The organism is Pseudomonas sp. NEEL19, from assembly GCF_028751975.1.
GTDB classification, from domain to species: Bacteria; Pseudomonadota; Gammaproteobacteria; order Pseudomonadales; family Pseudomonadaceae; genus Aquipseudomonas; species Aquipseudomonas juntendi.
Map to the genome: position 1 here is coordinate 3741592 of NZ_CP081491.1, position 13449 is coordinate 3755040.

General features: G+C 64.6%; 11 protein-coding genes. All 11 read right to left on the reverse strand.

Annotation, left to right across the window (positions count from 1 at the left end):
• On the reverse strand, positions 1–1287 hold the full coding sequence (gene folC / locus K4A76_RS16615) for a bifunctional tetrahydrofolate synthase/dihydrofolate synthase (protein ID WP_274410734.1): 1287 nt from the start codon (positions 1285–1287) through the stop codon (positions 1–3).
• Complete coding sequence (gene accD, locus K4A76_RS16620; RefSeq protein WP_054905870.1) at positions 1287–2180, reverse strand: acetyl-CoA carboxylase, carboxyltransferase subunit beta; 894 nt, start codon at positions 2178–2180, stop codon at positions 1287–1289. Before accD ends, folC begins: the two co-directional genes overlap by 1 nt.
• Positions 2181–2399: 219 nt before the next feature.
• Positions 2400–3020 carry a phosphoribosylanthranilate isomerase gene (locus K4A76_RS16625; RefSeq protein WP_029887583.1) on the reverse strand — a complete coding sequence of 207 codons (621 nt, stop codon included), beginning with the start codon at positions 3018–3020 and terminating at the stop codon, positions 2400–2402.
• 61 nt (positions 3021–3081) lie between these two features.
• Positions 3082–3942, reverse strand: coding sequence for a tRNA pseudouridine(38-40) synthase TruA (gene truA, locus K4A76_RS16630; RefSeq protein ID WP_009686022.1), 861 nt, complete (start codon positions 3940–3942; stop codon positions 3082–3084).
• Between the two features lie 103 nt (positions 3943–4045).
• Entirely contained in the window at positions 4046–6817 is a 2772-nt protein-coding gene (locus K4A76_RS16635; protein WP_274410735.1) for a FimV/HubP family polar landmark protein, read from the reverse strand.
• A 71-nt stretch (positions 6818–6888) separates the two neighbouring features.
• The gene (locus K4A76_RS16640; RefSeq protein WP_274410736.1) at positions 6889–7893 is read right to left on the reverse strand and encodes an aspartate-semialdehyde dehydrogenase; all 1005 of its coding nucleotides are present in this window, start codon (positions 7891–7893) and stop codon (positions 6889–6891) included.
• Positions 7894–8099: 206 nt separating this feature from the next.
• Positions 8100–9212 carry an aspartate-semialdehyde dehydrogenase gene (gene asd / locus K4A76_RS16645; protein ID WP_029887368.1) on the reverse strand — a complete coding sequence of 371 codons (1113 nt, stop codon included), beginning with the start codon at positions 9210–9212 and terminating at the stop codon, positions 8100–8102.
• A gap of 63 nt (positions 9213–9275) precedes the next feature.
• Entirely contained in the window at positions 9276–10358 is a 1083-nt protein-coding gene (gene leuB / locus K4A76_RS16650) for a 3-isopropylmalate dehydrogenase (protein ID WP_009681662.1), read from the reverse strand.
• A gap of 54 nt (positions 10359–10412) precedes the next feature.
• Positions 10413–11177: a class I SAM-dependent methyltransferase gene (locus tag K4A76_RS16655; RefSeq protein ID WP_009681663.1), complete on the reverse strand. Its 765-nt coding sequence runs from the start codon at positions 11175–11177 to the stop codon at positions 10413–10415.
• Positions 11178–11323: 146 nt separating this feature from the next.
• Positions 11324–11968, reverse strand: coding sequence for a 3-isopropylmalate dehydratase small subunit (leuD, locus tag K4A76_RS16660; RefSeq protein WP_009681664.1), 645 nt, complete (start codon positions 11966–11968; stop codon positions 11324–11326).
• A complete protein-coding gene (leuC, locus tag K4A76_RS16665) occupies positions 11965–13398 on the reverse strand; it encodes a 3-isopropylmalate dehydratase large subunit (RefSeq protein ID WP_009681665.1) in 1434 nt (477 codons plus the stop codon). Before leuC ends, leuD begins: the two co-directional genes overlap by 4 nt.
• Between the last annotated feature and the right edge of the window lie 51 nt (positions 13399–13449).

Here is a 13449-nt window from a genome sequence, read left to right on the forward strand (position 1 = left end):
TCAACCCTCCTGGGCATGCCGCTCCAGCCACGCCAGGGCCTGGGCGACACAGAAAAACGAACCGAACAGCACGATCTGGTCATCTGCCGTTGCCTGCGCGCATTGCCCTTCGAGGGCCGCGTCGACTCCGGCATAAGACTTCACCGCCGCGCCAAGGTTCGTCAAGGCGTCGGCCAACTCGGCAGCCGGCCGGCTGCGCGGGGTGTCCAGCGGGGCCACGGCCCAGTCATCGATCAGCCCGTGCAGCGGCGCGACCACGCCTGCCAGGTCCTTGTCGGCGAGCAGGCCGAATACCGCCAGCCGGCGCCCCTTCAGCGGCCGGCTCGCCAGGCGCCGGGCCAGGTACTGCGCCGCATGCGGGTTGTGCCCGACATCCAGCAGCAGCTCCACCGGCCGGCCCTGCCAGACCAGCTGGCGACGGTCTAGACGCCCGGTAATCCGGGTATCCAGCAACGCCTGGCGCACCTGCGCGGCATCCCACGGCAGGCCCATCAACAGGTACGCCTGCAGGGCCAGCGCGGCGTTTTCCATCGGCAGGTCGAGCAACGGCAGGCCGTTCAGCTCAACGGGCGCGCCATCGGCTGCAGTGCCACGCCAGTTCCAGCCGTTTTCGGTGCTTGCCAGGTCAAAGTCACGGCCGCGCAGGAACAATGGCGCTGCCAGTTCGGCGGCTTTGTCCAGCAGCGGTTGTGGCGGGTCGAGATCGCCGCACAGGGCCGGTTTGCCCGGGCGGAAGATACCGGCCTTTTCAAAGGCCACCTGCTCGCGGGTGTCGCCCAGGTAATCGACATGGTCAACGCCGATACTGGTCACCAGGGCCAGGTCGGCGTCCACCACGTTCACGGTGTCCAGGCGCCCGCCAAGACCCACTTCCAGCACCACGGCATCGAGCTGCGAATGGTGGAACAACCAGAACGCAGCCAGCGTGCCCATCTCGAAGTAGGTCAGGGAAATATCGCCCCGCGCCGCCTCCACGGCGGCGAAGGCTTCGCACAGGCGCTCATCGCTGGCCTCCAGGCCATCGATCAGCACCCGCTCGTTGTAGCGCAACAGGTGCGGCGAGCTGTACACGCCGACCTTGAGCCCCTGGGCGCGCAGCATCGAGGCCACGAAGGCGCAGGTCGAACCCTTGCCGTTGGTGCCGGTCACGGTCACCACGCGGGGCGCCAGCTTACCCAGCGCCAGCCGGGCAAGCACCTGCTGCGACCGCTCCAGGCCCATGTCGATGGCCGAGGGGTGCAACTGCTCGAGGTAGGCGAGCCATTCGCCCAGGGATCGTTGTTTCATCACGCGACGGCAGCCGCCTCACGCGCTTGCTCGGGGGTTTCCTGGCCAGTCATCTGCGCCAGCAGGCGAGCCAGGCGCGGGCGCAGTTCGCCACGGGAGATGATCAGGTCGATGGCGCCGTGCTCCAGCAGGAACTCGCTACGCTGGAAGCCTTCCGGCAGCTTTTCGCGTACGGTCTGTTCGATCACGCGCGGGCCGGCGAAGCCGATCAGCGCCTTCGGTTCGCCGACGATGACGTCGCCGAGCATGGCCAGGCTGGCGGACACACCGCCGTAGACCGGGTCGGTCAGCACCGAGATGAACGGAATGCCTTCTTCGCGCAGGCGCGCCAGCACCGCCGAGGTCTTGGCCATCTGCATCAGCGAGATCAGCGCCTCTTGCATGCGCGCACCGCCGGAAGCGGAGAAGCAGACCATTGGGCAACGGTGCTCCAGGGCGTAGTTGGCAGCGCGGACGAAGCGCTCACCGACGATGGCGCCCATGGAACCGCCCATGAACGAGAACTCGAAGGCACTGACCACGATCGGCATGCCCATCAGGGTACCGCTCATGGAGATCAACGCGTCTTTTTCGCCAGTCTGCTTCTGCGCGCCGGTCAGGCGATCCTTGTACTTCTTGCTATCGCGGAATTTCAGGCGGTCGACCGGCTCGAGGTCGGCGCCCAGTTCGGCACGGCCTTCGGCGTCGAGGAAGATGTCGATGCGCGCGCGTGCGCCGATGCGCATGTGATGGTTGCACTTGGGGCAGACATCGAGGGTTTTTTCCAGCTCCGGGCGATACAGCACGGCCTCGCAGGACGGGCACTTGTGCCACAGGCCTTCAGGCACCGAGCTCTTTTTCACCTCGGAACGCATGATCGAAGGGATCAGTTTGTCGACTAACCAGTTGCTCATGCTTTTTTTCTCCAGTATTGGCAGGCGGGGCCGTTATCGTCGGCCTGCCCTGCCCTTGAGCTCAAAATCTGTTACGAAACGATGATGGAGCGGCCGCCGGGGCTTCCAGCGCGCCACTCCACCGCTAATGCGTTGTGTTGCCGCCACCATGGGTGCGGCTGCCCGGCAGGGCTGCGAATGCTATGGACGATGGCGCGCAGCCAGCCGTCACATCTGCCATCACGCCTGCCTCACCGCCTGCATGAAGGCTTCGATCTTCGCGGCGTCCTTGATGCCCTTGGCCTGCTCGACCCCACCGCTGACATCCACCGCATAGGGCCGTACCTGGGCGATGGCCTGGCCGACATTGGCCGCCGAAAGCCCACCGGCAAGAATGATCGGTTTGCTCAGCCGCGCCGGTACCAGGGACCAGTCGAACGCCTCGCCGGTTCCTCCAGGCACACCCGCCACATAGGTATCGAGCAGAATGCCGCGAGCGCCGGCATAGCGCTGGCAGGCTGCCTCGAGGTCATCGCCCGGGCGCACCCGCAGGGCTTTGATCCAGGGGCGGTGGTAGCCCTCGCAGTCCTCCGGGGCTTCATCGCCGTGGAACTGTAGCAGGTCCAGTGGAACCACTTCGAGGATCTCGTTCAATTCGCACCGCGAGGCATTGACGAACAGCCCTACCGTGGTCACGAACGGCGGCAGTTCAGCAATGATTGCCCGCGCCTGGCGCACGTCCACTGCGCGTGGGCTTTTGGCATAAAAGACGAAACCGATGGCATCGGCCCCGGCCTCGACAGCAGCCAACGCGTCTTCGATGCGGGTAATCCCGCAGATCTTGCTGCGAACATAGCTCATGAAACGCGAACCCTGATGATAACGGTCAAAGGCCGGATGTTAGCAAATGGCTTTTCGCCCGTCAGTCCGCCAACCCTTCATAACCGCTTAAAAAGTGTGGGCCAATGTAACGCCTGGGCAGGGTGAACGTGTCGGGGTACTCCACCTGCACCAAGTACAGCCCATAGGGATGGGCGGTTACCCCGCCTTCGCGGCGGTCACGCCCTTCCAGCACCTCACGCGCCCAGCTCACCGGGCGTTCGCCGCTACCGATGGCCATCAACACGCCGGCAATGTTGCGCACCATGTGGTGCAGGAAGGCGGTGGCGCGCACGTCCAGCACGATCATCTGGCCATGGCGGGTAACCCGCAGGTGGTAGATATGCTTGATCGGCGACTTGGCCTGGCACTGGCTGGCGCGGAAGGCGCTGAAATCGTGGGTGCCGAGCAGCGACTGTGCCGCCTGGGCCATACGCTCGACGTCGAGCGGGCGGTGGTTCCAGGTCACCTCCTCGGCCAGGTGCGCCGGGCGGATCGGGTCGTTGTAGATGACATAGCGGTAGCGCCGGGCGCATGCCTTGAAGCGGGCATGGAAATCAGCCGGCATCGGCTGCGACCAGACCACACTGATGTCGTGCGGCAGGTTGAAGTTGGTGCCCATGGTCCAGGCACGTTCGTCGCGCACGGCACGGGTGTCGAAATGCACAACCTGCCCACAGCCATGAACACCGGCATCGGTGCGGCCGGCGCAAACCACGGCGATCGGCTCGTTGGCGACCTTGGACAGCGCTTGCTCCAAGGCCTGCTGGACACTGGGCACGCCGCTGGCCTGGCGCTGCCAGCCGCGGTAGCGTGCGCCCTTGTATTCCACGCCCAGGGCGATGCGGGAGTAGCCTTCGGCCGCAGATTCGGTGGCGGCGGTGTCGATGATGTCCAAGAGCATGAAACCTGTGGGGTGTACGAAATGGCGGGGATTATAACGACAACGGCAGCCGCGTAGGGCTGCCGTTGCTTGTCCACTGTAACCGATGGCCGCCTCGCCGGCGTCAGACCAACCGGGACAGCATGTCCTTGGCTTCCTGGCGCTGAGTGTCGTCGCCGTCCTTGACCACTTCGTCGAGGATATCGCGTGCGCCCTGGCTGTCGCCCATGTCGATATAGGCGCGAGCCAGGTCCAGCTTGGTGGCCACTTCATCACTGCCGGAGAAGAAGTCGAAGTCGAGATCGTCCAGCGGCTCCGGCTCTGGCTGCGCGGCTGCATCTTCGCTGGTGAAGTGCGGTTCCAGCGAGGGCGCCTCCAGGCTCTGCGACAGCTTGTCCAGCTCGGCGTTCACGTCATCGAGTTCCGAGGCAAAGCTTTTGTCTGCCGGCGAGTCGTCTTCCAGCGACAGTGACAAGTCGAAGTCCGAGGGCAGATCGAACTCGGAGACCGGATCGAACTCTGGCACGCTGTCGAAGGCCGCCAGCTCGGCAGCCACATCGCCCGCGGCGGTGTCGGCTGCTGGCGCAGCAGCGGGGGTGACGGGTTCGGTGACATCGAGGTCGAAATCCGACAGGTCGACCGCGGGTTGCGGCTCGGCCTGGGCCAGCATGGCTTCGAAATCCGCATCGGCGTCGGCTTGCAGGTCCCCATCCAGGGCGAACGGCTGTTCTTCTGGTGGCGCACCTGGCTGCACCGGCTCGTCCAGCACCGGCTCGGCGATCACCAGCTCATCAGGCACTGGCGCCTGCGCCGCGGGCTCGTCGAGCATCGCCGCGGCCAGCGGATCGTCCTCGGGCAGGTCTTCCCCAAGGCTCAGGTCAAAGGCATGGTCCAGGTCCGGCTCGCCCAGCCCCTGATCCTCCAGGCCGGCGACGTCCAGGATAGGCACTTCATCGAGAGGGTCCAGCCCGGCATCAGGTTCAGCGCCAACCTCCGGCTCAGCCACTGCCTGCGGTTCGAGCTCTGGCACCTGCTCAGGCACCCCATCGGCAACCACCGGCGCCGCGGCGTCATCGTGCAACAACTCCTGCACGTACTGCTCGTCCATTTCGGCAGCCAAAGCTGCCGCGCCCAGGCCGGCAGCTGCCAGGCCCAGCATGGCTGGGTAGCGTTCTTTCAACTCGGCCACAGCGGCGCCATTGTGCTCGCCGGCTTGCAGCTGGCGCTCCTGTTCGGCGAAGGCCGTCTGATCACCCTGGCGGGCATACACGTCCATCAGCTTCAGGCGCAGGTCATCACGGGCCGGGGCAGCGGCCACGGCAGGCTCGAGCAGATCGGCGGCACGGTTCAGGCGCCCCTCGGCCAGGCACTGGTCGACCTCCGCCAGCAGCGCGGCGTGAGGGTCTGCCGGTGGCTCTGCGGCAGACGGTTCGGCCACTTTTTCCGCAGCCACGGCAGCGGCGGCCGATGCGGCGACCACTGCAGGCGACAAGGTGACGCTCGGCTCGGCCACTTCGACGCCGTCGAAGCTTTCGGTGTCGGTGTCGAAACCGGTGCCCTGCTCTTCTTCCAGCGCCCGCGCCATGCGCAGGTGCTTTTCCGCCTCTTGTTGAGCCTTGCGCTTGCGCGCCAGCAGCCACAACAGCAGTGCCAGGACAAGAATGGCAGACCCGGCGATCAGCCACAGCAGCCAAGGGTTACCGAGAATCTGCTCGAGCGCGCCGTTCGCCTGGCTGGCCGGCGCCGGGGCAAGCTCTGCCGCCGGCTTGCTGGCAGGTGCAGCCTGGGTAGGGGCTGGCTCGCCGCTCGCCTCGGCACCTGCCGCAGGCGCTGACGCGGCTTGCGGCGTGGGCGCCGAGGCGACGCCTGCCGGGGACGGCGTGGCGGCACCTTGCGCCTGAAGACGCGCCAACTGGTCGTTCTTCAGGTCGATCAGACGCTGCAGCTTGTCCAGCTGGCTCTGCAGGTCACTCATGCGGCTCTTGAGTTCGTCGTTGTCGCGGCGGCTGGTATCGAGACTTTCCTGCGCCACCGCCAGCTTGTCGCTTAGCGCTTTGGCCTGGTCGGCCCCCGCCTGGTTGCCCGGGCTGACCAGGCGCAGGTTGTCGCCCTGGGCAACACGCGCCGGGGCGGCGTCGGCGGCACCACGGCGAGTGGCGTCCAGCTGACGGGCCCGCGGGCCCAACCGACGGCCCTCACGCCAGGCCGCGTACTGCTCGGCCACCTCACGGTTGGCCTCGGCCTGGGCGATGCTCTGAACCTGCTGCTGGTCGGGCAGGCGCAGCACCTGGCCAACCTTCAGCTGGTTGATGTTATTGCCGATGAAGGCATCCGGGTTCAAGGCCTGGATGGCGATCATGGTCTGCTGGATCGAACCGCCCTGGGTGTTGCGAGCGGCAATTTGCCACAACGTGTCGCGACGCTGGGTGGTGTAGCTGCTGCTGGCAGCGGTACTGGCCGGGTTGAGATTGCCAGCAGCCGGTTTGTCGCTCTGGGCCTGGGCCTGGTCGAGCAACACGCTGTAGTCACGCAGCAGGCGGCCCTGCGGCCACATCACCTGGACCAGGAACTTGACCACGGGCCCAGGCAGCGGCTGGCTGGAGGTCACCCGCAGCACGCTTTTGCCGTTGGGGTTGATGACCGGCGTGAAGGTGAGGTCTTCGAGGTAGGCCGCGAATGGCACCCCGGCCTTGCTGAACTCTTGCGCAGGCGCCAGGCTGGGTGCCACTTCGGCGGCCTTGAGGTCGCGCACGTCGAGCAATTCGATCTCGGCGTCCAGCGGCTGATTCAGTGCCGACTTCAGGGTCAGCTCCCCCAGGCCCAGCGCATTCGCCATGCCAGATGACAGCGCTGAAGCTGCAGCCATGGCCAGAACCAGTTTGCGAATTCGAAGCATGACCTCTTCCCTTGTATGAATCGTCCCGAAACCTGCATGCGGAGCAGGACAAAAGTGCTCGCCAGTATCTTTTACAGCCTGTGTTTAATCAACAATTGCGCCACTTGCACAGCGTTGAGCGCGGCACCTTTGCGCACGTTGTCGGTGGTCAGCCAGAGGTTGAGCTGCTGCTGTTCATCAATACCGTGCCGTACACGACCAACATAGACCACGTCTTGCCCGACTGCGTCACCAACCGGGGTTGGATAGTCATCATTTTCCACCCGTTCGATACTGTCGGCAGCCTCCAGGGCCTGGTTGACCGCGGCCAGATCGACCGGGTGACGGCTTTGCACGGCCACACTGAAGCTATCGCCGAAAAACACCGGTACTTGAATGCAGCTCACGGAAATCTTCAGCTCAGGCAGGCCCAGCAGCACACGCAGCTCGTTGACCAGGCGGCGCTCCAGCGCGCTATGGCCCTGATCGTCGGCGGCACCGACCTGGGCCAACAGGTTGAACGCCACCTGTCGGTCGAAGAAGCGTGGCTCCAGCGGCCGGGCATTGAGCAGTTCGGCAGTTTGCCTGGCCAGTTCGCTGACGCCCTCGCGGCCTTGTGCCGAAACGGCCAGTGCGGCCATCACCTGGATACGCTCGATTTCCAGCAGGCCCTTGAGCGGCGCCAGGGCGACGGCCAAGGCGACAGCGGCCGAGCACGGGCTGATAATTCGCGCGGGCAGCGCCAGGCCGGCGATGCGCTCGGCGTTGGCCTCGGGCACCAGCGCCAGGGCGTCGTCCAGGCCACCGGACAGGTCGATCACCGTGCAACCGGCTTGCAGCGCCTTGCCGGCAAAGCTGCGGCTGACCGCAGCGCCAGTGGCGAAGAACGCCAGCTTGACCTGGCCGAAGTCGAAGCTGTCGACTTCGCGAACCTTCAGTTTCTTGCCGGCGAACATCACGCTGCTGCCGGCAGACTCCATACTGGCCAGCAGGTGCAGGGTTGCCACGGGGAAATCCAGTTCTTCGAGGATCTGTACCAAGGCTTCACCGACGCTGCCGGTGGCGCCGACGACGGCGATGTCCAATGGGTGTGTCATGGTAGGGATCCTCTTGCAGAAAACGGCGGGGGCGGCACTTTACTCGGATTGCAGGGTTTTGTCTGTGACGGCTTCAGCTTGGTTGGGCCAGCTGCGGTAGCAGACTGCTTGACGGGCCAGCGGTGGTTCGCGGAGGCTGCAGCAGCTGGCGCCAAACAAAAAACCCGTGCTGTTGCCAGCACGGGTTTTCGGACGAACCAGAACGATCAACGCTCCAGCAGAATCCGCAGCATGCGGCGCAGCGGCTCGGCAGCGCCCCACAGCAGCTGGTCACCCACGGTGAATGCGCCCAGGTACTGCGAGCCCATGTTCAGCTTGCGCAGGCGGCCAACCGGAATGTTCAGGGTGCCGGTGACCTTGGTCGGCGACAACTCCTGCATGCTGATTTCACGCTGGTTAGGCACCAGTTTCACCCAAGGGTTGTGCTGGCTGATCATGCCTTCGATATCGGCAATCGGCACATCCTTGTTCAGCTTGATGGTCAACGCCTGGCTGTGGCAACGCATGGCGCCGATGCGCACGCAGATACCATCGACCGGGATCGGGCTCTTGAAGCGGCCGAGGATCTTGTTGGTTTCGGCCTGGGCCTTCCACTCTTCACGGCTTTGGCCGTTCGGCAGTTCCTTGTCGATCCATGGGATCAGGCTGCCAGCCAGCGGTACGCCGAAGTTCTCGGTCGGGAACGCTTCGCTGCGCATGGCCTCGGCGACCTTGCGGTCAATGTCGAGAATGGCGCTGGCCGGGTTGGCCAGGTCGTCGGCGACGGCCGCGTGGGTAGCGCCCATCTGCTTGATCAGCTCACGCATGTTCTGTGCGCCAGCGCCCGAGGCTGCCTGGTAGGTCATGGCGCTCATCCACTCGACCAGGCCAGCTTCGAACAGGCCACCCAGGCCCATCAGCATCAGGCTGACAGTGCAGTTGCCGCCGATGTAGTTCTTGGTACCGGCGTCCAGTTGCTGGTCGATGACCTTGCGGTTGACCGGGTCGAGGATGATGACCGCGTCATCCTGCATGCGCAGGGACGAGGCGGCGTCGATCCAGTAACCCTGCCAGCCGGCTTCGCGCAGCTTGGGGAAGACCTCGTTGGTGTAGTCGCCGCCCTGGCAGGTCAGGATAACGTCGAGGGTCTTGAGTTCTTCAATCGAATAAGCGTCCTTGAGCGGCGCTGTATCCTTGCCCACGTTCGGGCCTTGGCCACCCACGTTGGAGGTGGTGAAGAACACCGGCTCGATAAGGTCGAAGTCCTGCTCCTCCAGCATCCGCTGCATGAGCACGGAACCGACCATACCGCGCCAACCGATCAGACCTACACGTTTCATCGCAACTACACCTTTGCTAAAAGTGGGCCGCCACCAGGAATGTGGGGTGGCGGGCCAGAGAGATTACAGATTCCGCAGGGCTGCGACTACTGCGTCGCCCATTTCCTGCGTACCAACTTTGGTGCAGCCTTCCGAGAAGATGTCGCCAGTGCGCAGCCCCTGGTCCAGAACCAGGCTCACGGCCTTCTCGATCGCCTCGGCGGCGGCCGACTGATTGAAGCTGTAACGCAGCATCATCGACACCGACAGAATGGTCGCCAGTGGGTTGGCGATACCCAGGCCGGCGATGTCCGGGGCCGAGCCGTGGCAAGGCTCGTACATGCCCTTGTTGTCGGCATCCAGCGACGCCGAAGGCAGCATGCCGATGGACCCGGTCAGCATGGAAGCTTCATCCGACAGAATGTCACCAAACATGTTGTCGGTCACCATCACGTCGAACTGCTTGGGGGCGCGCACCAGTTGCATGGCGGCGTTGTCGACGTACATGTGGCTCAGTTCCACATCCGGGTAGTCCTTGGCCACGTCTTCGACCACTTCGCGCCACAGCTGGCTGGAAGCGAGCACGTTGGCCTTGTCCACCGAGCACAGTTTCTTGCCGCGCACGCGGGCCATGTCGAAACCGACACGGGCAATGCGGCGCACTTCGCTTTCGCTGTACGGCAGGGTGTCGTAGGCCTGGCGCTCGCCACCTTCCAGTTCACGCTGGCCGCGTGGGGCACCGAAGTAGATACCGCCGGTCAGCTCACGAACGATGAGAATGTCCAGGCCGGAAACGATCTCGGGCTTGAGCGAAGACGCGTCGGCCAGTTGCGGGTAGAGGATGGCCGGGCGCAGGTTGGCGAACAGGCCCAGTTGCGAACGGATTTTCAGCAGGCCGCGCTCCGGGCGGATATCACGCTCGATCTTGTCCCACTTCGGCCCGCCCACCGCGCCCAGCAAGACCGCGTCGGCCTTGCGCGCACGCTCCAGGGTTTCGTCGGCCAGGGGCACGCCGTGCTTGTCGATGGCAGCGCCACCGATCACATCGTGGGCCAGGCTGAAACCGAGCTGGAACTTGTCGTTGGCCAGCTCCAGCACCTTGACCGCTTCGGCCATGATTTCCGGCCCGATACCGTCACCTGGGAGAATCAGAATCTGCTTGCTCATGCTTTCCTCTATCCATTCACACGGCGCGGCCAAGCGGGCCCCACCGAAAAAAACTTATCGCTCTGCCCACAGCACCAGTACATCGCTGCTGAACGAGCCATCGCTGTCGATCTGATAATACTGCCGTACTTCTTCGCCCATGGCTTGCTGCAATTGGCGGATAGCCACGCGCATCGGCTCGGGGGTACGCATGCGCTCGACCCAGCTGGAAAACTCCAGGCGCAGCGGCTGGCGGGTGTGGCTGCGCACGTGCAAACCGGCTTCGCTGACCTGGCGCTGCCATTCGGCGGCGGAATAATCGCGCACGTGGCTGGTGTCGCGCAGCACTTCGACCGTTTGCAGGTAGGTGTCGAGCAGCGGGCTGCCCGGTGACATCACATCGATGAACGCCGCCACGCCGCCTGGCTTGAGCACCCGGCGCACTTCGCGCAAGGCCAGGCCCAGGTCGCTCCAGTGGTGGGCCGAGTAGCGGCTGAAAACGAAGTCGAACGATGCATCGGCGAACGGCAGGCGTTCGGCCGCGCCGCGTTCGGTGATGATATTGCCCAGGCCGCGCTCGGCAGCGGCGCTGGCGACCACATCGAGCATGGCCTGCGACAGGTCGTAGGCGACCACTTCGGCGACCAGCGGCGCAACGTGGAAGCTGACATGCCCGGCACCGCAGCCCAGGTCCAGCACACGGGCGGCGCCCTGCCCTGCCAGTTCGGCCTGGAGCAAGGCAAATTCACTGCCCTGGGCGTGTACGGCGCTGCTGAGGTAGGCACTGGCTTGTTCGCCGAACTGGCGTTGGACCACGTCGGTGTGTTGGCTGCTGGTCATGTCTCGATCCTTTTGGTTCTGGGTTGGCTCTACGGGCGCTATCGCCGGCAAGCCAGCGCCCACAGGAGCACCACAGTCTGAAAGTTGTGGGAACCCTGTGGGCGCTGGCTTGCCGGCGATGAGGCCAGCGAACCCGGCTACATCATTCAGGCATCCCGGAACAGCCAAGGCTGCGCAGCACGGTGCTTGCCTTCGAAGGCCTTGATCGCATCGCTGTCCTGCAGGGTCAGGCCGATATCGTCCAGGCCGTTGAGCAGGCAGTGCTTGCGGAAGGCATCGATCTCGAAGTGCAGCACCTTGCCGTCTGGGCGGGTCACCGCCTGGGCCTGCAAGTCGATGGTCAGCTGGTAGCCCGGGTTGGCTTCCACCTGCTTGAACAACTCGTCCACTTCCTCATCACTGAGGATGATTGGCAGCAAGCCGTTCTTGAAGCTGTTGTTGAAGAAGATGTCAGCGAAGCTCGGCGCAATGATGCTGCGGAAGCCATACTCGTCCAGCGCCCAGGGGGCGTGCTCGCGGCTGGAGCCGCAACCGAAGTTTTCCCGCGCCAGCAACACACTGGCACCCTGGTAGCGTGGATAGTTGAGCACGAACTCCTGGTTGACCGGGCGCTTGCTGTTGTCCTGGTAAGGCTGGCCCACGTCCAGGTAACGCCACTCGTCGAACAGGTTCGGACCAAAGCCGGTGCGCTTGATCGACTTGAGGAACTGCTTGGGGATGATCTGGTCGGTGTCGACGTTGGCACGGTCCAACGGCGCGACGAGGCCAGTGTGCTGGGTAAAGGCTTTCATGCTGCGCTCCCTTGGATCAACTCGCGAACATCGATGAAATGACCGGCTACCGCGGCAGCGGCGGCCATGGCCGGGCTGACCAGGTGGGTACGCCCACCGGCACCCTGACGGCCTTCGAAGTTGCGGTTGGAGGTGGACGCGCAATGCTCGCCGCTCTCCAGGCGGTCCGGGTTCATCGCCAGGCACATCGAGCAGCCTGGTTCACGCCATTCGAAACCGGCTTCGAGGAAGATCTTGTCCAGGCCTTCACGTTCGGCCTGCGCTTTGACCAGGCCCGAACCCGGCACGACGATGGCTTGCTTGACGCTGGCGGCCACCTTGCGGCCCTTGGCGATTTCCGCCGCCGCGCGCAGGTCTTCGATGCGCGAGTTGGTGCACGAGCCGATGAATACGCGGTCCAGCTTGATGTCGGTGATGGCCTGGTTGGCCGTCAGCCCCATGTACTTCAAGGCACGCTCGATCGAGCCACGCTTGACCAGGTCGGCTTCGGCGGCCGGGTCCGGTACGCGCTGGTCGACGGCCAGGACCATCTCGGGCGAAGTGCCCCAGCTGACTTGCGGCTTGATCTGGCTGGCATCCAGCTCGACCACGGTGTCGAACACCGCATCGTCATCCGACACCAGGTCTTTCCACGCCTCGACCGCCTGCTTCCACTGCTCGCCCTTCGGCGCGTAGGGGCGCCCTTCGACGTAGGCAACGGTAGTGGCGTCGGTGGCCACCAGGCCCACGCGGGCACCGGCTTCGATGGACATGTTGCAGATGGTCATGCGGCCTTCCATCGACAGCGCACGAATGGCGCTGCCGGCGAATTCCATGGCGTGGCCGTTGCCACCGGCGGTGCCGATCTTGCCGATCACGGCCAGGACGATGTCCTTGGCGGTGACGCCGGCCGGCAGCTCGCCTTCCACCCGGACCAGCATGTTCTTCATTTTCTTGGCGACCAGGCACTGGGTGGCGAGCACGTGCTCGACCTCGGAGGTGCCGATACCGTGGGCAAGGGCCCCGAACGCGCCGTGGGTCGAGGTGTGCGAGTCGCCGCAGACCACGGTCATGCCCGGCAAGGTGGCGCCTTGCTCCGGGCTGATGACGTGGACGATGCCCTGGCGCTCGTCGTTCATCTTGAATTCGACGATGCCGTATTCGTCGCAGTTCTCGTCGAGGGTCTGCACCTGCAGGCGCGACACCTGGTCGACGATGGCCTCGATACCGCCCTTGCGCTCTGGCGTGGTTGGCACGTTGTGGTCCGGCGTCGCGATGTTGGCGTCGATGCGCCACGGTTTGCGGTTGGCCAGGCGCAGGCCTTCGAAGGCCTGGGGCGATGTCACTTCGTGGATGATGTGGCGATCGATGTAGATCAGGGACGAGCCGTCATCACGGCGCTTGACCTCATGGGCTTCCCAGAGTTTGTCGTAGAGCGTTTTGCCAGCCATCAGACTGTTCCTCATCAGCGTCTTTCTGTGCCAAAAACCCCTTGGCTTGTA

Coding starts and splice junctions, on each gene's coding strand:
- folC (WP_274410734.1), bottom strand. CDS start 1,287: ATGAAACAACGATCCCTGGGCGAATGGCTCGCCTACCTCGAGCAGTTG.
- accD (WP_054905870.1), bottom strand. CDS start 2,180: ATGAGCAACTGGTTAGTCGACAAACTGATCCCTTCGATCATGCGTTCC.
- K4A76_RS16625 (WP_029887583.1), bottom strand. CDS start 3,020: ATGAGCTATGTTCGCAGCAAGATCTGCGGGATTACCCGCATCGAAGAC.
- truA (WP_009686022.1), bottom strand. CDS start 3,942: ATGCTCTTGGACATCATCGACACCGCCGCCACCGAATCTGCGGCCGAA.
- K4A76_RS16635 (WP_274410735.1), bottom strand. CDS start 6,817: ATGCTTCGAATTCGCAAACTGGTTCTGGCCATGGCTGCAGCTTCAGCG.
- K4A76_RS16640 (WP_274410736.1), bottom strand. CDS start 7,893: ATGACACACCCATTGGACATCGCCGTCGTCGGCGCCACCGGCAGCGTC.
- asd (WP_029887368.1), bottom strand. CDS start 9,212: ATGAAACGTGTAGGTCTGATCGGTTGGCGCGGTATGGTCGGTTCCGTG.
- leuB (WP_009681662.1), bottom strand. CDS start 10,358: ATGAGCAAGCAGATTCTGATTCTCCCAGGTGACGGTATCGGGCCGGAA.
- K4A76_RS16655 (WP_009681663.1), bottom strand. CDS start 11,177: ATGACCAGCAGCCAACACACCGACGTGGTCCAACGCCAGTTCGGCGAA.
- leuD (WP_009681664.1), bottom strand. CDS start 11,968: ATGAAAGCCTTTACCCAGCACACTGGCCTCGTCGCGCCGTTGGACCGT.
- leuC (WP_009681665.1), bottom strand. CDS start 13,398: ATGGCTGGCAAAACGCTCTACGACAAACTCTGGGAAGCCCATGAGGTC.